13 protein-coding genes are annotated in these 18,856 nt (G+C 58.9%); all 13 read right to left on the bottom strand.

Features of this window, described 5'->3' with window-relative positions; translation table 11 throughout:
- Position 1: 1 nt before the first annotated feature.
- Positions 2 to 616 (bottom strand): transglutaminase-like cysteine peptidase, encoded by a 615-nt coding sequence (locus tag ABIB80_RS27480; protein ID WP_354128794.1) that lies wholly within the window; start codon positions 614 to 616, stop codon positions 2 to 4.
- A gap of 876 nt (positions 617 to 1,492) precedes the next feature.
- Positions 1,493 to 2,806, bottom strand: a complete 1,314-nt coding sequence (locus ABIB80_RS27485) for an HlyD family type I secretion periplasmic adaptor subunit (RefSeq protein WP_354128795.1) — start codon at positions 2,804 to 2,806, stop codon at positions 1,493 to 1,495.
- Positions 2,803 to 4,506 carry a type I secretion system permease/ATPase gene (locus ABIB80_RS27490; protein WP_354128796.1) on the bottom strand — a complete coding sequence of 568 codons (1,704 nt, stop codon included), beginning with the start codon at positions 4,504 to 4,506 and terminating at the stop codon, positions 2,803 to 2,805. The genes ABIB80_RS27485 and ABIB80_RS27490 overlap by 4 nt, the downstream gene beginning before the upstream one ends.
- Positions 4,507 to 4,829: 323 nt before the next feature.
- Positions 4,830 to 7,571, bottom strand: a complete 2,742-nt coding sequence (locus tag ABIB80_RS27495; RefSeq protein ID WP_354128797.1) for an Ig-like domain-containing protein — start codon at positions 7,569 to 7,571, stop codon at positions 4,830 to 4,832.
- Positions 7,572 to 8,223: 652 nt separating this feature from the next.
- Positions 8,224 to 9,261 (bottom strand): glycosyltransferase family 2 protein, encoded by a 1,038-nt coding sequence (locus ABIB80_RS27500; protein ID WP_354128798.1) that lies wholly within the window; start codon positions 9,259 to 9,261, stop codon positions 8,224 to 8,226.
- A complete protein-coding gene (locus tag ABIB80_RS27505; protein ID WP_354128799.1) occupies positions 9,251 to 10,399 on the bottom strand; it encodes a glycosyltransferase family 4 protein in 1,149 nt (382 codons plus the stop codon). Before ABIB80_RS27505 ends, ABIB80_RS27500 begins: the two co-directional genes overlap by 11 nt.
- 125 nt (positions 10,400 to 10,524) lie before the next feature.
- A complete protein-coding gene (locus ABIB80_RS27510; RefSeq protein WP_354128800.1) occupies positions 10,525 to 11,715 on the bottom strand; it encodes a GNAT family N-acetyltransferase in 1,191 nt (396 codons plus the stop codon).
- Positions 11,716 to 11,803: 88 nt separating this feature from the next.
- Positions 11,804 to 12,601, bottom strand: coding sequence for a right-handed parallel beta-helix repeat-containing protein (locus ABIB80_RS27515; protein ID WP_354128801.1), 798 nt, complete (start codon positions 12,599 to 12,601; stop codon positions 11,804 to 11,806).
- Between the two features lie 303 nt (positions 12,602 to 12,904).
- Positions 12,905 to 14,257 carry an O-antigen ligase family protein gene (locus ABIB80_RS27520; protein WP_354128802.1) on the bottom strand — a complete coding sequence of 451 codons (1,353 nt, stop codon included), beginning with the start codon at positions 14,255 to 14,257 and terminating at the stop codon, positions 12,905 to 12,907.
- 90 nt (positions 14,258 to 14,347) lie between these two features.
- A complete protein-coding gene (locus tag ABIB80_RS27525) occupies positions 14,348 to 15,205 on the bottom strand; it encodes a 2OG-Fe(II) oxygenase (RefSeq protein WP_247816343.1) in 858 nt (285 codons plus the stop codon).
- Positions 15,206 to 15,395: 190 nt separating this feature from the next.
- A complete protein-coding gene (locus ABIB80_RS27530) occupies positions 15,396 to 16,253 on the bottom strand; it encodes a hypothetical protein (RefSeq protein ID WP_354128803.1) in 858 nt (285 codons plus the stop codon).
- 268 nt (positions 16,254 to 16,521) lie between these two features.
- The gene (locus ABIB80_RS27535) at positions 16,522 to 17,712 is read right to left on the bottom strand and encodes a glycosyltransferase family 4 protein (protein ID WP_354128804.1); all 1,191 of its coding nucleotides are present in this window, start codon (positions 17,710 to 17,712) and stop codon (positions 16,522 to 16,524) included.
- Between the two features lie 3 nt (positions 17,713 to 17,715).
- Positions 17,716 to 18,753, bottom strand: a complete 1,038-nt coding sequence (locus tag ABIB80_RS27540; protein ID WP_354128805.1) for a glycosyltransferase family 2 protein — start codon at positions 18,751 to 18,753, stop codon at positions 17,716 to 17,718.
- Positions 18,754 to 18,856 lie beyond the last annotated feature (103 nt).

Genomic DNA, 18,856 nt, shown 5'->3' on the forward strand with positions numbered 1-18,856 from the left:
CTCATGCCCCTGGCCGCCCAACCACGGCCCACAGCCTGTCCCTGCCGGGGCTCTGGACCCGAACCCAGCGATAGGGCGTCCGCCACCACGGCTTGATCTGCGGGGTGAGATTGTCGAGAACCACATCGCCGCTCCTGGTACGCACGAGAAGCACCAAATGGTGCTCTCCGGAGCCGACCACGACTTCGCTCAATAGCAGGACCCGCGCCGGCCAGCCCCGCTGAAGCAGCTCGTGGCGCTTGCTGACTGCGTAATCATTGCAATCGCCGCCAGCGGGGTTGATGATCCAGGTCTCGCCAGCGAGTCCGAGCTCGTTGCGAACCGGCGCTATCGCCGAATTGACCGTGCGATTGATTTCCCTCAGGTCCGCCCATCGCTTCTCAATCAACCGCACCGGCCCGCCGCGGAAGAAGCGCCGCGGGCGACACTCGGTCTCATAGCGCTGGCAAAACACCGTGTAGCTGAAGGGCGGAAGCGTCGGGCGCCCCAGCTCGATATGTGCAAGAGCCGCCTGCGGAGCCGTCGGCATGGTCAACAACGCCGCTCGCCCGCACGGAGCGCCTCCTATCATGACAGCTATGGCTGCCGCGACGACTGGCCCGGAGGTTCGTTGCATCTGCCGATCCCCTGCGAACGCCAAGCTGAGGCCCGGATTCACCGCCCAGCGCGGCGGCCCCGGCCGCGGGGACGATTATCTCTCATATTATAATATTTAATCCTATTTAGATTTAATTCGACCTGCAAGAATAAATAACAATTAAATTGATGCAAAAGTCGCTTGCAAGGAGTCGTCGCGCCAGCGGCGCTGCCGAGGGAGAGACGGGAAGAATGAATGGAGCGGGAGGTTGATCGGCGCGAGTGTCCCGGTGGAGAGGCCCGTCAAGCGCCGCACGGAACGTGCTTCGCGCATCCAGGGTCAGGCAACAATTTAGCGCCCCACCATGATTTGTTGATTTTAATCATCCACCGAGGTCGTCAAACGGTGCTTCCTCGAGCAGGACAGTTTCATATGCCAGGTGAGCTACTTCATATGCCAGGTGAGCTACTCGTCATCCCTGGGGCTGAGGCTTCAATACTTGTCTTCGTCGCGGCGATGACCCTGTACGTCAGGCGGATGGACGTCTGAGCGGACGGTCGTTCGAGCGGTCCGAAGCCTTGTCCACGGACAACAGGCATCCGCTGCGGTCGATCCGTCCAAAGCCGCGCGATCTATTGCAGTTGATCAGGAGGTGGGTCGATCTCACCGCGCTCGCCCCACCAAATCTCTTGCGACGACCAGACATTACCAGAACGCCGCGGTCGAGCCTTCAAACCAGACCGCAGGCTCCGTCCTGGCTTGTGACGCGCACTCGTCGGCCAGCCACGCCCGCTGCGGATGCTTCCAGCCGCCCAGCCGTGCCTTCCTTCAGAGGCTAATCGCAACGCTGGCGCCCACGGATAGGGCGCCAGCCCGAATTCGCGCAGTCGAGCGGTACTATCTTCCCGCGAAGAGTCAGCGCTCCTTGAATGCGCGCTCCGCCTGATCCTGCAGCGGCTTGAGCAGGTAGGATAGCGCCGTCCGGCCTGCCGTCTTGATGAAGACGTCGACCGGCATGCCGGGCAACAGCTTGGCCGATCCGAGTTTCGCCAGCTCTTCCGGCTTCAGCAGGACGCGGCCCGTGTAGTAGCTCGTGCCGGCGCGCTGATCCTGGGTGATGTCGGCCGAGACCATGCTGACCTCCCCGTCGATTTCGGGCGTGGTCTTCTGGTTGAACGCCGCGAAGCGCATTGTCGCGGTCTGCCCCATATAGACCTGGTCGATGTCGCGCGGTGCGATCTTGACCTCAACCGCAAGCGAGTCCGCATCGGGCACGATCAGCATGATCTGCTCGCCGGGAGAGATCACACCTCCAACGGTGTGCACGCTCAGCTCGTGGACGCGGCCGGTTTGCGGCGCCCTGATATCGATCCGATTCAATTGATCGACCGCTGCAGTTTTGCGCTCGCTCAGCTCGGAGAGCTTCGATCGCGTTTCGATCAGATCCTTGCCCACTTCCGTCCGCAGGTCTTGGTCGATCTGAATGATCTGGAGTCCGATTTCGGCGATCTTGCCCTTCGACTGAGCAATCATTCCTGCCAGCTGGCTGCGCTCGCCTTCGAGACGAGCGGAATCACGCTCGAGGGAATTGAGCCGCGTGATCGGCACCAGATTTTTTTGCCAGAGACTGCGCACGCCCTCCAGCTCCTGCCGGATAAATTCGACTTCCTTCTGCTTGGCCTCGGTCTGCCCCGTAAGGCCTTTGATCTCGTTTTCCAGCTGCGCGCTTTTCTCCTGCAGCTGCGCTTTTTGGCCGCTCCGCGCCTGACGACGCAGCTCGAAGAGCTTTCGCTCCGCAGTAATCGCACGGCTCGCCTCGGAGTTGCTCTCCTTGGCGCGGTCGAGCAGCACCTTGGGAAAGACAGCCTGCTCGGCGCCATCGCGCTCGGCCTCCAGACGAGCCTGCCGCGCGAACAGCTCATCGAGGCTGTTGGTAACGATGGTGGCATTCGCGAGCGTCTGCGTCTCGTCGAGGCGGATCAAAATATCCCCTGCATTAACCCGCGCGCCCTCCCGCACGCGCAACTCTCCCACGATCCCGCCAGTGGAGTGCTGAACCTTCTTGACGCTCGAATCCACCACGACCACGCCTTGGGCGATCACCGCGCCCGACAGTTGGGTCGTTGTCGCCCAGCCGCCGACCCCAAAGGTTACCAAACCAAACATGATCATACCCACGATCATGTAACGCTGGATGGATTGCATCGCCGGCGTCACCTGGCCATTCATCGGCCACCTCCTTGAGCTTCCGCGACGACCTTGAGCGGTGTGGGATTTCGCAACACTCTCTTGAGGACCTCCTCTCTCTTGCCGAAGGACTGCACCTTGCCTTCCCCGAGGCACAAGACATGGTCCACACCTTCCAACGCCTTCGGACGATGCGCAACAACGGCAACAATTCCGCCTCGACGGCGCACGTTCAAGATCGCTTCGGTCAAGGCGTCCTCGCCCTCGGCATCGAGATTGGAAGAGGGTTCATCAAGTACGACCAGGAACGGCTTGCCGTAAAAGGCGCGCGCGAGCCCGATACGCTGCCGCTGCCCTGCCGACAGCGCTAACCCTCCTTCGCCGATCTTCGTGCCGTAGCCGTCTGGAAGCGAGAGGATGAGATCGTGCGCGCCCGCGGCATGCGAAGCTTCCAGAACTGCGGCGGCCGTTGCCTGCGGATCGAACCGTGCAATGTTCATTGCAATGCTGCCGTCGAACAATTCGACGTCCTGAGGCAGATAACCGATGTGCTTGCCGAGGGCGTCCGAAGACCAGTGATCGAGCGAAGCGTTGTCGAGCCGGATCCTGCCTCGAATGCACGGCCACACTCCCACCAGCGCGCGTGCCAACGTCGATTTGCCGGACCCGCTCGGACCGATGATTCCGACGGCTTGCCCGCTCCGCAGCTGGAACGAAACTTCACTGACGGTGGGCCTCTCCGAGTTCGGGGCACCAATATAGAGGTGCTCGGCAGTGAGAGTTTCAACGGGCGCAGGCAATGCCAACCGCTCCTCCTCGCGAGGCAAAAGCTTCAGCAAGTGATCAAGCCTTTGCCCCGATTGCCGCGCGGCGACGAATCCTTTCCAGTTCGCGATGGCCATTTCGACGGGCGCCAGTGCTCGCGCGGTGAGGATCGAACCGGCAATGATGATGCCGGCCGTGGATTCCTGATTGATAACGAGGACGGCGCCCACGGCAAGAACCAGCGATTGCAAGATCGCCCGGAAGAGCTTGGAGGCGCCACCGAGTCCGTTTGCGACATCGCTTGCCTGCTCATGGGCCGCGAGGTACTTCGCGTTGACATCCCGCCAACGTAAGCCCGCCTGTTGCCGCATGCCCATTGCCTGCAGGACCTCGGCATTTCGCCGCCCTTCGAGCGCCAGTGCGGTCCGCGAGACGGCGAGACGGGAGGTTGCCTTTGCCGGCCCTCGCGTACGTGTTTCCGTAAGGATCGTAATGCCGACTAAGACCAGCGCGCCGGCCAGCGCAGTCACGCCAATCCAGAAGTGAAACAGGAAGCAGATGCCGAGATAGATCGGCATCCAGGGGAGATCGAAGAGCGCAGTCGGCCCTCCACTCGACAGGAAGCTGCGGACCTGATCGAGATCCCGCACCGGCTGCAAACCATCGCCATCCGCTCTGGTCTTCAAAGGCAAGCGAACAAGCGAGTCGAATATGCGAATGCTGAGCTTTTCATCGAAATACCGGCCGACCCGGGAGCTGATCCTGCTCCTGACGAGATCGAGCCCGCCCTGGAACAGGTAAAGAACCGTGGCCAGAACCATCAAGGCGATTAGCGTCGGTATGCTGCGTCCGGGCAGCACCCGATCATAGACTTGCAGCATGAAGAACGAGCCGGTGAGCATAAGGAGATTGCTCATGCCGCTGAAGGCGGCGAGAGCCCAGAAAATCCGGCGGCAAGACCGCAGGAATGCCGACATCTCTGACTGCGACTCGTCATAGTGATTCACCGGCCGGGGTCGACCAGCGAATATCCGTTGCCGCAGGGCTTCGATCGGACGCTTTGCCCAGCCAATCAGTTGCGGTGTCCCAAATTCGGCGTCTTCCGCCCACTGCCGTCCAGCCGCCCAGAGCTCTGATATGTGAAGAAGTGGAATCCGTACGAGATTCGCGGGCGGGGGGAATACCCCCCGCCGTCCAAAGTCAATCATGGTAGCCGCCCTTAAACCATGCCTTTGTCGGAAGATCCGCAAGAGATCCCCAAGGCCGTTGTTGAGTACTACTCGGTGTGGATGCCCATACCTTACGCGAAGTGGAAGTCCTGGTTGGTCAACGATCCGACCTTCATGTTCTTCAGCGTGAGCGTGTCGCCCCCCGTCGCGACGACGACGTCCTGACCCGATTGGGTCGCATGGGAAAGAACACTCGCAAAGCTGTCGAACACGCTCTTGCTGAACTGGATCGTGTCGTGAGCAGGTCCGCTGGCAGTGAAGTCCTTGATGACATCGTTGCCGAAATTCGCAGCAAACGAGAACGTGTCGGCCTTGGTGGTGCCAACGAAGGCGTCATTTCCTGACGTGCTCGTCTGTACGTTGCTGCTCGTCGAGCTCGAAGTCGCAGCGAGGGAAGTGGTGCTCGTGGACGACGTAGCCACGCTCGACGTACCGACCTGCCCATCGCCGTTGAGATCCTGATGGAAGCTCGTCTCGAGCGATTTAAGGCCGGAGTTCGTACCCGACACGCTGCCGCCCGACGTGGAACCGGTCAGGCTGCTTACGTGCGAAACATAGTTGCCGTTGCTGTCGGTGTTCCACGCCGTATAAAGGCCGGTGCTCGCTTCCTTCCAGACGACCTGATAGCCCGTGGTGGTCTTTTCCGCGGCAATGGGAGCCCAGGTGTGATCTGACCCATCGATGAAATCCACGCCGCCTTGCTTCAGCGTGGGGCCCGTCCCGGTGCTGCCGTTGAGGTAGAACTTGTCGCCACCCTCAACGAGACGTGTCGCTCCAGCCGACTCGATCACCGTGCCAGCAGTGGGCGATGTCGGAGACGTCGGTGTGGACGTGCTGGAACCGATCTGTCCGTCACCGTTCAGATCCTGGTGGAAGGTCGTTTCGAGCGATTTGAGGGCAGAGCTCGTACCAGACACGGTGCCGCCCGACGTGGAGTCGGTCAGGGCGCCGACATGGGAAACGTAGTTGCCGTTGTTGTCGGTATTCCAGGCCGTGTACTGACCGGTGCTCGCCTCCTTCCAGACGATCTGGTAGCCCGTCGCCGTCTGCTCCGCACCGATCGGCGCCCAGGTGTGGTCTGAGCCGTCTATAAAGTCTACACCGTGATTCTTCAGTGTGGGGCCTGTCCCGGTGCTGGTGTTGAGGTAGAATTTGTCACCACTCTCAACGAGACGTGTCGCACCGGCCGACTCGATCACCGTGCCAGCAGTAGGCGACGTCGGGCTGGTGGGAGACGTCGGAGCGGTGGGGGACGTCGAGGTGATGCTGGCCGTGACCACGGAGGACGCCGCGCTGGTGTTGCCTGCCACGTCCGTGGCCTTCGCCGTCAGGCTGTGCGCACCGACCGCAAGGGCAGCGGACGTATAGGCCCACACACCGCTGCTGTTTGCCGTCGCGGTCCCGATCTGGGTCGTGCCGTCGAACACCTTTACGGCGCTGCCCGTTTCGGCATTGCCCGACATCACCACCTGATTGGCGCTGTTCACCTTGTTGCCGGCAATGGTCGGCGCAGTCGGCGCCTTGGTATCGACGGTGACCACCACCGCAGCCGACGTCGCGCCGGTCTGACCCGATGAATTGGTCGCCGTTGCGGTGAGCGTATGCTTGGCGTCAGTCAGGACCTTTGTGATGTAGTCCCAATTCCCGCTCGAATCCGCAGTGGTCGAACCGATTTGGGTCGTACCGTCATAGACTTTGACCGCGCTGCCGGCAGCCGCCTTACCCTTCAGCTCGAGAGTGTTGTCGTTCGTGATGCGATCGCCAGCGGTGCCGCTATCGTTCGAGATGGAGTCGATAGTGGGCGCAGTCGGCCCGGTCGGCGATGTCGGTGATGTCGGTGATGTCGGTGATGTCGGTGATGTCGGTGCATTTGCGTCCTGAAGGACGGCACCAGTCTTCATGTTGACGTTGTGGATATAGATCGACTTCGAACTGGAGTCGTTGGGACCGCCCCGGACGCCGCCGAATGCCAGTCCCGAAGACGAGCTGGACGGATCGAAGTAGTTGTCGTGAACGGTGAACGTATTCTGGATATCTGCCACCGTGACGCCAGTGAAGGCGTTGACGCTGCCAGTGAATACATTGTTGCCGATTTCGCCGGAAACAATCTCGCCCGGGCTGCTGCCGATGTCAGGCTCCACCATGAAGCCCTGGCTCGCCCCGCCGTTCTGGGTGGTGGTGTTGTACATGATGGTGGCGGTAAACGGCCCATCCATGAACTCGGTGTAGTCGCCGTGCGCACCGGATGCCATTCCGGCGTTCTGAATCAGATTGTACTCGACGATAAGGCCGGCCGACTTGCCGCCATTGTGCATTTGAATCATGTCGCCGCCGGCATTCTTGAGCCAAGAATACTCCACGGTCAGGGTACCTGAACCACGATTTTCAATGAGCCCGCTGACGCTGCCGTTGTTGTTGCCGTCCAGCGTGGAGTACATGACAGTCAAATTCGACGACGAATCCGTCGCCAAGATGGGTTTGAGGCCATTGGCCCCGACCTGGAAGTTGGAATTCAGAATCTTTGTATTTGCGCTCTGGACGACAACGCCCCAGCCACCGTTGAGCGAGAAATCATAGCCGTCGAGCGTAACCTCGCTGCCCGTCACCGTGATGGTGTGGTTCGCCGTATTCACCGATACCCCGGCCATCGAGATCGTCGCCGGACTTTTCAGCGCTAATCCCTGAGGTGTCCCGGCGTAGTAATCCACGCCCGCGACATTCCATCCGGGCCGGTTCGCACCGTAGGAATCGAGCAAGTTCGGAAGCTGCGGCGTTCCAGTTGGAGCATTTGCGAAGCCGTCGTTAATTGCCATCTACCCTGTTCTCCTGATTTAATACCCGATAGGGATGCGCTCAACCATGAAGGTCCCCCAAGCGACATGCCATCTTTAAAAGCCGAGCATCTCGGCCGCGGCGACTTTTGGCCGAGTACGGCGGACTTTTTTTGGACTACATCTAGGCCGTGCTGGGGTGATGTTTGGCTCAGACCGCCATACTCACGCGTTTATTGAATTAAACCCGGTACCGCGACGCAATCCACAGACAAGAACAGCATCATTACCGAGCGCAGAAAACGAAGCGGCCAAATTTGCCAGAGATAGATTGACACTAAGAGGTCCTAGAGAATTTGCATTGCCAATTAATAATCCGGCTCGACATAACCGTCTTAATCGAGGGACATAACCAGAACCATCCAAACAGTAAATCGAAGTAAGGCAGTGCGCCAAGCAATGCCACAATATTTTGCCGAGTCTAACCAATCCAGCGAAGCTCTTTGCGGTGGAAGGTTAAAGAACTTTGGTCGCTCCGATCCAGGCCGCGCGGGCTCAGACCCAGCTCTTCGTGCGAGGAGCGCGTATTACAGTGCCTCTGCCGCTCGATCAACGCGTTTTCCCAAATCCCGGCTCGCGCAAGACCGACAGACACAAGCCGCCCCTAGAGACCGAAGCTGGAAATGTGCAGCGCCTAGCTGGACTGAGGCAATCGCACAGAAGCGTCGGGTTTCCCGGACTTTCCGTGCGCGCCGTCTATTAGGCCGATGAGCGCAATCTTCGCGGCCAAAGGAGCGCCAATAGCGGCATACCTGGCGGCGTGCAGCAATCCCCATCCAAAGTGAAGCACCCACCGGCGTCCGGCCCATCGGCGTGCGAAGAGGATGCTGTTGCGCGCAGACAGATAGACCGAAAGGAATGACTGCTTTCTGGGATCAATCGCAGAACCGATGGCGGTGCCGCCAACGTGACGTATGATCGCCCGTTCCGCGAAGCCAATCCTGTGCTTACCGCGGCGACGACCCCAGTCTATATCCTCCATATAGAGGAAATAATCTTCGGCCATTAGTCCGACGTCCTCGATAAACGCTCGCGTGACTAACACGCAGGCGCCACTAATCGAATCGATCCGTGAAAGCACCTCAGCTGTGGGAGAAGTGCCGGCCGCCAAATTTCTGCCGACTGCGAGAACCCGGCCTGTCACGGGCGACCATCGAAGCCCGTAGTTGATGATTTTGTCGGGCGCATGATCGAAAACCAGGGTGCCGCCAATCATTCCGAAACCCTGATCTGCTTTGGACATGAACTCCGTCAGGCAGCTATCGTGGACCTCGGTATCGGGATTAAGAACGAGCACAGCTTCCCAGCCCCCCGTGTCGAGCAGGCGTTCGAGCCAGGCATTTATCCCGCCGCCATAACCGAGATTATCTGTCGCGAGTCCAAGTCGAACAATAACTGCCCGGTTCGGAAATCGACATTTAAAGACAGAGCCAAACCGTCCGCCGGGGGCGTCTACGGCATCATCTGCATCTTGAATGCACGGCAGCATCCGCTCCTGATCAATAAGCGCAGCCGCCAACGTTTCGAACGCGTCTTTCCCTCCATTTTCGCAAACAAAGATTTCAAACTCCTGCCAATCGGACGCTGCGAGCGACCTCAAACAACGCTGAATGTCATCGGGATTGCGATACGCGACAATCAGTACGACAAGCTTTGTGCGATCAGAGGCCATCGCCAAGACATTCCTTGATCTGCTGACGGCGCTGACTGGCGACCTCAGCCCAGACGAAATGCTCCGCACGCTCGGCAGCGGCTTCCGACATTGCTCGTCGAAGCTTGAGGTTGCCAGCCAGCGAACGAATAGTCTCGACCCAACGGGGCGCATCGTAGGGATCGAGCACAAAACCTTCATGGCCGTCTCGCACGAACCGCCCCGCCCCCATCTCCGTCGTGACCACCGGAAGTCCAGCGCCGCTCGCTTCGTATATGACCAAGGGACTACCCTCCTCCAATGAAGGAAATAGGAAGAGATCGGCCGATCGATAAAGCGCGCCAACATCTCTAACATAGTCCAAGAGGATCACGTCATCCCTGGCAAGAAGACTGGCGCACTTCTCCCTAATGGTAGGCTCCATCTCCCCCGCAAGCACGAGCCTACCCTTCACCCCGCTCCTTGCCCAATAATGCAGAAGCAGATGGGCCCCTTTCCGCACGCAAATGGCGCCGACGAACACCGCCGTGACGCCTGCGCTCGGCTCAAGCAACGGCTTCTTTCCGAAAAGCCGTGCCGGCTCCCAGCCGTAACTCGCGTTCAAGAACTTGGATCGTGGCACGCCGTTCTCCAGCAACGAGGCCTCGACCAGCGGGCTGGGACAAAACACGTGATCCACCGCCTGCAGGACTTGAGCCTCACGATCGACCTTCTCGGCCGTGATCCCATGCGCCGGCGCCACTCCAAGCCGCTCGTACGCATGATCAAGGATCCGCTTTGCAGTCCCGGTGTGGCAATTGAACTGTTCACGAAACACAGTGACTCCGCGTCGTTTCAGTTCCTTGATCGTGTCCAGGCTTGCATCCGGCCAAAGATAAGCTGCCGACCTCTTGGATTGAAACTTGTCGATATGAGAGAGAAATACGCCCTCGATCGTACGGCCGACCCAACGTCGCACGCACCCGTATGGGACGTATCGCGCCCAATCCGGCAGCACCTCGATGAGTCGTACCGGCGGCAACGCCCACTGCGCCCGCGGCGTCACGATCGTGACATCGAAATTCTCGCTCGCCATGCCCTTTGCGAGGGAACTGCACGTATAGCCAACTCCCATCCCGTTGAGTGGCAGCGGCATCATCACGCCTAGCGAGATGCTCATTGCGGCGTCGCGCTCAGAAGCTTGATCCCGCCTCTGGTGAACGCGTCCAGGTTCTTCCGCAAGAACTCGGGGAAGTACATCCTCCGGCACATGCTTGTTCCGGTGCGATCCAGGGAGCTTCGCAATCATGACGGAGGCGCCCGATAGAATGGTTGACTGCTAACCCCGGTACGCCACCTTCGCTTAATTCCGGCAAGCCATGATCTCCCCAGCAAACTCTGGGCCAGACGATTCAACTTGCCGATGGAGGTGCGCAGGAGGTTGACGCAGACCGCCTTGAATCGCGGGGCAAAGATATAAACCGTCGACTCCTGCCTCGATAGGTTGGCCAGCAATTCCTTGTAAGTTGCATCGCCGATACCAAAGTCGACCAGCCGCACCGGCCGGCCCGAAGACGCCTGTAGTTCTTCCAATATGCTTAGAATGAGGTGGAGGCCGGGGCCGTACTTCGCGTAGGCCGGATCGTAGGAAACATACTCGCTGAGAAAGACCCCATTGCGCAGCGAGCCGATCCAGAGAGCGACCGGTTGGCCGTCGAGGTAAAGAATGTATCCTTGCAGCCAGCCCTTGCTTGCTTCGAAACAGAGCCGCGATCGGATGAGGGGCGTTTCCGAGAAGCCTACGCCCAGCCCCCGTTGATAGGATTTGGCTGCGATGGTCTCCGCGTCCCGCATCAACTGATCCAAATCGGCAGGTGAACCAAATCGCTCGATCCTGCTTTCCGCAAAATCACAAGCAATACTTTCGGCGCGTTTGCGCTGGTTGTATCGCCCCTTCTTCGGAAGGCCAGCCAGGAACGAACCAGCTTTCTCCGGAATTTCGCACAACCGATGAGCTAGTGGGTTGATCAAATGATCGGCGCACAACCAGGACGGAAGACCGCGGGCATATTTGACGAGCGGAGAATTGACGTCCGGAGAATGGAATGAGGCCGCATCGGCCTCCCCGGCCGCCAGCGAATTCATGATGCTCTCGAGCAGCATCCGTGCGTTTTGCTCGGAGATTTCTCCCAACCAGCCGCCGTGCACAATCTGCAGGACTCCTAACTCAGGAACCGGAAGAGCAAAATACCCCAGCTTGACCGGCACCTGACTCGCCTCCAATCGACCGACGAGAAGTGCGATGGGAAGCCCTCCATAGTAGAGGACTACGATGTGCGGCCGCTGAACCTGCGGATATATGTCCAGGATAAATTGGAAGAAGTCGATATCTGCGTCTCGAGGGGGATTGCACGAGTTCCAGAACTCCCGAAGCGACTCGATCTCGGAACGTGTTCTGACAACCCTGATCTGGTGGCGCGCAGTGATTTCGTTCATGGTGTTGACCTGATGAACACTCCCTCGGCTCTCATTCCCGACCCTACACGCCACCGATGGAGCCAGGCCGCTACACGAGCTCGGGCGATCAGCGACGGGATATTCCACTTGTCTTGACATCCTGCATAATGGCGCCCGTGAGCATGTTCACGTTGCGCAGATAAATCGACTTGGCGCTGTTGTCGTTGGGGCCGCCGCGGATGGGACCACCAAAAGCCAGTCCCGACGAGGTCCTCGAAGGATCGTAATAATTATCGCGCACGATAAACGTGTTCACGATATCGGCGACCGTGACACCAGTGAATGCGTTGACGGCGCCGGTGAACGTGTTGTTGCCGATCTCGCCCGAGATGATCCTGCCGGGGCTGGAGCCAATATCGGGCTCCACCATGAACCCCTGACTCGCTCCTCCACTCTGGGCAGTGGTATTGTACTCGATCGTCACCGTAAACGGCCCGTCAATGAACTCCGTGTAGTCGCCGTGGGCGCCAGGCGCCATACCAGCATTCTGAATGAGATTGTACTGAAGAACGAGGCCTGCCTCCCGGCCACCATTGTGCATTTGAACCATGTCGCCGCCGGCGTTCTTCAGCCAGCAATACTGCACCGTCAGCGTACCTGAACCACGATGTTCAATGAGGCCGCTGACGTTGGGGTCGTTGTGACCATCAATCGTACAGTTGGCGACCCTCACATTGGATGACGATGGCGCCGCAAGGATGGGCTGGTTGCGATGGGCGCCGACAAAGAAATTGCAGTTTTGAATCTTTGTATCGTCTCCTTGGACAACGACGCCCCAGCCACCATCGAGAGAGAAGTCATAACCGTCCAGCGTAATGCCGCTTGCCGTTATGGTGATGAGGTGCATCTTGCGATCGACAGTCACCCCGGCCCTCGAGATTGCAGCAGGATCCTTGGGTTCGATGGCCGCTGGATGTCCCACGCAATAGTCGACCCCCGCAACAGGCCAAGAAGGACGAGCGCGATATCGGCTTAGCAGCGATGGATATTGAACATCGCAATGGGGCGCACCGGAGGCCCCATCGCTCTTCTCGCTGTATGCGCGCGGCGCGCCCGTGTCCTCGAGCGCTCCTGCGAGGGAGCAAGCGGTGTGTAGTGCCACCACGGCGGCGGATGAGAAGGCAATCAAGCCCCTAACGGCGGTTGTCAAAGGTAACTGCATGGATACCTACCATCGACGCGTAGTCGCCGGAACGTAGACCGGAGGACCATGCCAAGCAGAATACAGCTGGCCGAGGTGTCGCGTTCCCAGAAAATGCTCGTAGAGCGAAGCCCGTATTCCGATATATGCCCCCCAAAGCATCCACATGGTGTTCCAATAGTGCACGGTTAGTCCGACCAGCACGAACGTTATGACCGCAAACGTAAAGCCCGACCGCATCCTGTCCATATACTCATCGAGCGTCGGGCCAACGGTCGTTCGTCCAAACCCGACAAAGAAGGAGGTCACATTGGCCAGCAGCAAGAAGACAACGATCGGAATGCCAAACCGGAGCGCGATGACCAGCCAAACGGCGTCCACCGAAGCGTTGTCGAAGAACTCCAGGCCTTCGCCAATATCGCCAAATCCAAAGCCTATCCAGGGAGCAAAACCGATGTTGTAGAATGCTCGATCCCATGTGGCCTTACGAAAATAGCCCGTCGAGGGATCGAGGGTGAGGTGCGCGATGATCCAGGAAGTCGGATTGTTTGTGGTCAGGTAGATGAACGCGAGCACGGCTCCGATGACCGCTGCGAACGCTTTCCATCGCCATGGCGAGGATTTCAGGAGCCGATCATAGCTGTAGACCGACAAGACCACCATGAACATCAGCATGGGGGCTGAAGACATCGCCAAGAAGCATCCGACGAAAGCAACTCCAACCCAGCAAATCTGAGACATCCGGTGTCTTTCCGCATACAAAAATATCGCTCCGGCAGCAGTGCAGAATGTCCCATAGGAGATCGCGTGCGGAAAGACCGACGCTCCTCTCATCAGGCCGTTTCTGTACTCCGGCTCGCTATTCAGCCCGAGAAAGCTGTTGACGATGAGCTTTCCCGACATATGGTCGACCATCGCAACTGCGACGATGACCACGACTGCGACTTTCAAGCCGCTGATGAACTCGGCGACCGCCAGGTGCCCGAAGAAGTATGCGCGCGCGACGAAATAGCCGCCCAGGAGTTCGAGCGCCACTGCACCTGCCGACGACAATTCGGCCGAACGGTTGTCTGCTGATACGACCAGCATCCATGCTGACGCCAGCAAGACGAACAGATCGCAGACGACGAACCGCCGTCCCCTCTGCAGCAACAAGAACAAGGCCGGAATCAAGAGCAGAGCGATGATGAGCCGTTCAGGATTGAACTTCGCGCCCGCGAGCAGAAAACTCATATCGCCGGGTAATACTACCCCAAGAACGAACAACCAGGTCGCGAATTTATGGGCGCGTTGCGAAGCCGCACCGGCACTCGCAATTGTCCAAGGCTCCTGCTCCACCGGGCCCTTGTCTACCGTAACGTTGGGGAGGCGGTTCCTCAACGAATGTCTCCCCACCTGTTGGACCGGTCGGCTCGCAGTGCCTGCCCCGGGACGCTCTTCGCCATGCCGACGCCGTCGAATGAAAGATGATCAGCGCCTGAACATTCTCGGAATCTGCCAGACGATGGGCGGGATGAAAGGCTTGATGATCTCGAGGGTTGTTCGGTTTCTGACCTCGCCCGGCCGCATTTTGAAAATCGTCGTGTGGTCTTCGGACATTTCGTCTTCCGGCCGACCATTAGTGTAATAGTAGAGCGCGATCGATCTGCGATACTTTCCTTTGGGACTCGTCAGGGGATCGGGATGTCCGTGATAGGCAGTATCGGTCGTTGAGAATACAACGATTCGATTTGCGATCGGCAGATATGCTTTTTGCCTTGCCTTGACGTCCTTATCCCACAGCTCAAGGGCGCCGCCCCACTCCTGCTTCCAATCGTGGTTCAGATAGACCAGCAGATTGAGCCGGCGGTCCAGCCTGAGCTTCTTGTGCTTGTTGAAGTCGGCGTGAATGGCGAGCCGACCTCCGCGCGGAATCATGTGCAACCCGCCGCCAACGAGGTAAGGATCGGGAATAAGGCCCTCGATGCCCGTGAGGCGCTCCAAAAACTCCAGAAAGAGCCGCGAATTCAGCGAGCTGACGAATTGCTGAATGTAAGGAGGAAAGTCTTCAAAGCGGTCAAGTCCGAGCTTCTGCTCTTCATACGCGCCGGCATCGAGAAAGGTCCGATTCCACGAGCTCTCGAATTCCCCGGGAAACTCCGCGGCGACTCTTTCAATGACCTCGTCATCAAAAAAGGTATCAATTCCGATGTGGGAAAAGGGCTGGTTGTCCCGATACTGCTCGGCCCATGCGTCGGCATGGCGACGCATTTTATCCAACGGAAGGAAGGACTTGGTATCGAGACATTGAGACTCCGCAGACCGCGGCAGCACAGCTGTGGCAACCATTTCTACCTCTTTCCCCGTTCAGCGGGGTAAATGACGTCACTCGAATGCCGCTCTCTCGAGTGGCCGGCCGCATTATTAAATCACAATACATTATGATATTATATGCATCAAGCTAATTAAATAAACCTAATCAGGAACGTTAATGGCCCACCTGGGGAGACCCCGGGCTTGCCCAAGAAGGCGGAATGAATCACGCCGGCGTCAGGCAGCCAATCTCCGACAAAGAAGCAGCCAGCATCCGGTCCAACCCCAATTCCTTAGATATTGCACAGGGGTCCGAGGCCCGCTGCGTCGAATAAGTTGACCTCCGGAATATCGCCTTATGTCGCATGCGCAGGCGACGCATCGGCAGGACGAGCGGATTGCGGGTGATCGTGCCGCACGTGGTCTGGACGGGAAGGCGATCCCGCCATTTCCGCACCATGTAGCGATAGGCTCGAACGTAGTCGCGCCCTAACGATAGCTGTGCCTTGGCGTTGTGGATCAACGGCAGGTCCAGACCGTAACAGGACCTGCCCAGCCTCTCGGCTTCGAGCACGATGTCTGCCCCGTAGAGGTGAAACTCCGGCAGCAAGGGATCGAAGGACACGCCCGAGTCCCGGCGAACAATGATCGCCAATTCATCCACGCTGACCACGCGTACAGGTACCTTCAATTCCCCCCCATGAATCCCTCCAGTTTCGGGAAATAACGGGGCTAGCGAGGCATCCCACGTACGACCAACCACGTCCCCTGCCGCAGTGACGCTGCTCATTCCAGCCACGGCCCACCGGCTGTCTTGCTGCGTGAGCCGTCGGATTTCCCAATCCAGCCGCTCAAACCAGTATTCGGGCAAGAACACGTCGCAATGGGCAAAGATGAGGATGTCCTCCTTCGCACTTGCGATCGCCCGGGCATAAGCGCTGGAAGCGCTAGGGTGATTCCATAAGACCGTGAGCTTTACGTCGCCCCTGGCAATCGCCGGCGAGCGCCGAAGGTCACGATCGAGGATTTCGGCATCACTCGATCGAGCACAGGTATAGACGTGGAAGCCAGCGACCGGAAACATTGCGAGATCACCATACAATAACAATTAAATAGGCAACTACATTAACTTGGGACAAATCGCAATCAAGCCTTCAACGAATAAAATAAAGTCATTTGCTCGGCGCAGATCCCAGCCCTTTCGCTAATGGGAGTCAGCATCGCGCTCTGACAGCTTGGCGGCAGTGGACGGCGAGCGAAACTGCCGCCGAATCCCCTAAACGGTAGCGGGATGCAGAATGCCGACGGGCCGGGCATGGCGCTGCTGTTGCTCCATTCTCATTTCGCGCAAGTTAGGTGAACTCTTCACTCGGAGCCGCGGCACTTTTCCGTCTCATCGCATCTTGGATGAGCGACGCGATCGCTCGCCCCCCTTGCTTGGGGGTATGGCACGTCTCAAATTTTCGTTTCGCCGCGCGTCCCATTTGTTCGCGCAGCGCAGGCGACGAGAGGAATTCGATCACTTTCCTGCTCATTTCCCCAACATCAAATTCGGCCACGCTGAAACCGGCGTCCGGTTCGACAAATCTGCGCGCCGCGCCGCTTGCATCGAAGCAGATCGTGGGCGTGTTGCGCCGCGCTGCCTCCAGAACCACAAGGCCAAACGCCTCCTCGCGCGACGTGAGAAGAAAAACGTCGGATGCGGCAAAATATGTATCGACGTCCGCCTTTCGCCCAACGAAGCGCACCTGCGCGGCCGGCGCTTCGCTCTTGAGCCTGCGCTGCATGGTTTTGACTTTGTCCGGGGCGCCGCCCACCCACACGAATTGGACATTTCGCCCACTGACGCCGCCGGCGACTTGGCGAGCGACCTCTATGAAAAGGTCCGTGCCCTTGCGCGCCTCGATCGAGCCGCAACCGCACACGATGCTTACGTCAGGCGAAATGTCCAATTCGTGCGCGAGCCTGAGGCGCGCTTCCTCCGCGTCGGGGGAAGCCCCTTCGAGCTCGGGAATGAACGGCTCGACGACCTCGATCCGGTGCGGTGCTATGTCGAAATTTTCGATCAGGCAATCCCTCACGGCGTCGGACACCGCAATGTATCGGGGGCGCCGCCGCTCAAGCGCCGCGAGATTGGTCAATCCGACGCTTCGGATGGCTCCAGCAAGCTCGTGGACGTGACAGAGGACCTCGCAATCCCCGATGGGCAATCGTTCGAGCAACCGCCCAGAAGCGATCGAATTGACATAGACGAGACCGAAGCGGTCCTTGGAAAGATCCTTTTGCAGGCGCGCCAGATGATTTGACTGCGCGAAATGATGCACATCGAAGCGCCTCATCGCACGATAAAGCAGATCGCCGGGTTCGACGGAGTCGACCTTGCCAAGCATGGCGAGTTCCCTGCTGAGGTCGCCCGGGCTCGCAGTCACAGTACGGAAGGAAATGGAATCGTTGCGCCGGAGCCAGCGCTGTATGTTGAGGAGCATGATTGGCGCCCCCGTCCGCGACGCCTCATGGCTGAGGAAGAGAACCTTGTTCGTCATAACCTATCTCTGGCGCTCCCTGTCCGCGCGTAAAACGGGAATGGCGGCTGATTTCTGCAACACCTTTCGCCGTCGCGCCTTCGACTTGCCCATCAAGGACAGGAGTCTTTGGCGTCCCTCCGGCCCAGGCATCCGCAGAAGCCGCCAGACCGGTGGAAGGTAGCGCGATCGCGAGTCTAGGCTCATGGCCCAGCGCAGAAGCGTCAAGCCGCTTTCGATGCGCCCCTGTCGGATATAACTGATCCCGGTGTCGAAGGCCTGATCGGCGAGCGAGTGCGCCACCTGCCGCTGCAACAACGATATGTCCGGGCGTCGATCGCGACAGGTCTCGAAGAAGCTGTCGAACGCCGCTTTCCTCTGTCCATACTCCGCCAGCATTTCCGCGAGATAGGCGTTCGACATAGCGGAGTCGTGCTTCCGATAGATCGCCTGCACGGCCTCGATTTTGGCGACTTCCGCATGCGCGCCAAACCGGAGCCACATCTCCAGATCGCCGCTGTGAGGAAGCGACGGTCTATAGCCGCCTACAGCCTTCTGGACGGTTGTTCGCGCGATCGCTGTCGCCGTGGCCACGAAGTCGGACGCGGTCCGGCACATCTCCGCGACCAGATCTTGCTTGGTCCATCGCAAGTCCTGGACAAAGTTGACGAACGGCCGAGGAGTGTCCCGACGCCACACCAGGCATTCGCCAAAGGTCAATCCTATTTCCGGACACGAATCCATGATTTTCGCCGCACGTTCGAGCGCTCCCGGCGCGAGGAGATCATCAGCGGAAAGCAGCAGAAAGTAGTCGCCGTTCGCCCAATCGATTCCCTCGTTGTACGTTGCGATATGTCCCTTGTTACTTGCATGCGCCACAACCCGTACACGCGAATCTCTGTCCGCGAGGCCGCGCGCGATTTCGACCGAAGAATCTGAAGATGCGTCATCGATGATGAGGATACGAACGTCGGCGACGGATTGATCAAGCACGCTTCGTACGCAGTCCGTCAGGAAGCGTCCGTAATTGTAGCAGGGGACAACGACGTCAAACTTAGCCATCGCTTTGATTTCTCTCGTCGTGGCGACCTCTCAAAAATAAGAGCCGACTGCGGCGACCGTCGCCTCACATGTAGCGGCGTTCAACCCGGACTAGCTTGCTACT

Source organism: Bradyrhizobium sp. i1.15.2, assembly GCF_040548425.1.
Lineage (GTDB): Bacteria > Pseudomonadota > Alphaproteobacteria > Rhizobiales > Xanthobacteraceae > Bradyrhizobium > Bradyrhizobium canariense.

Excerpts from the sequence above, each read along its gene's own strand:
- ABIB80_RS27510 (WP_354128800.1), bottom strand. The coding sequence starts at position 11,715 with ATGAACGAAATCACTGCGCGCCACCAGATCAGGGTTGTCAGAACACGT.
- ABIB80_RS27485 (WP_354128795.1), bottom strand. The coding sequence starts at position 2,806 with ATGAATGGCCAGGTGACGCCGGCGATGCAATCCATCCAGCGTTACATG.
- ABIB80_RS27530 (WP_354128803.1), bottom strand. The coding sequence starts at position 16,253 with ATGTTTCCGGTCGCTGGCTTCCACGTCTATACCTGTGCTCGATCGAGT.
- ABIB80_RS27500 (WP_354128798.1), bottom strand. The coding sequence starts at position 9,261 with ATGGCCTCTGATCGCACAAAGCTTGTCGTACTGATTGTCGCGTATCGC.
- ABIB80_RS27540 (WP_354128805.1), bottom strand. The coding sequence starts at position 18,753 with ATGGCTAAGTTTGACGTCGTTGTCCCCTGCTACAATTACGGACGCTTC.
- ABIB80_RS27490 (WP_354128796.1), bottom strand. The coding sequence starts at position 4,506 with ATGTCGGCATTCCTGCGGTCTTGCCGCCGGATTTTCTGGGCTCTCGCC.
- ABIB80_RS27535 (WP_354128804.1), bottom strand. The coding sequence starts at position 17,712 with ATGACGAACAAGGTTCTCTTCCTCAGCCATGAGGCGTCGCGGACGGGG.
- ABIB80_RS27495 (WP_354128797.1), bottom strand. The coding sequence starts at position 7,571 with ATGGCAATTAACGACGGCTTCGCAAATGCTCCAACTGGAACGCCGCAG.
- ABIB80_RS27525 (WP_247816343.1), bottom strand. The coding sequence starts at position 15,205 with ATGGTTGCCACAGCTGTGCTGCCGCGGTCTGCGGAGTCTCAATGTCTC.
- ABIB80_RS27480 (WP_354128794.1), bottom strand. The coding sequence starts at position 616 with ATGCAACGAACCTCCGGGCCAGTCGTCGCGGCAGCCATAGCTGTCATG.
- ABIB80_RS27505 (WP_354128799.1), bottom strand. The coding sequence starts at position 10,399 with ATGAGCATCTCGCTAGGCGTGATGATGCCGCTGCCACTCAACGGGATG.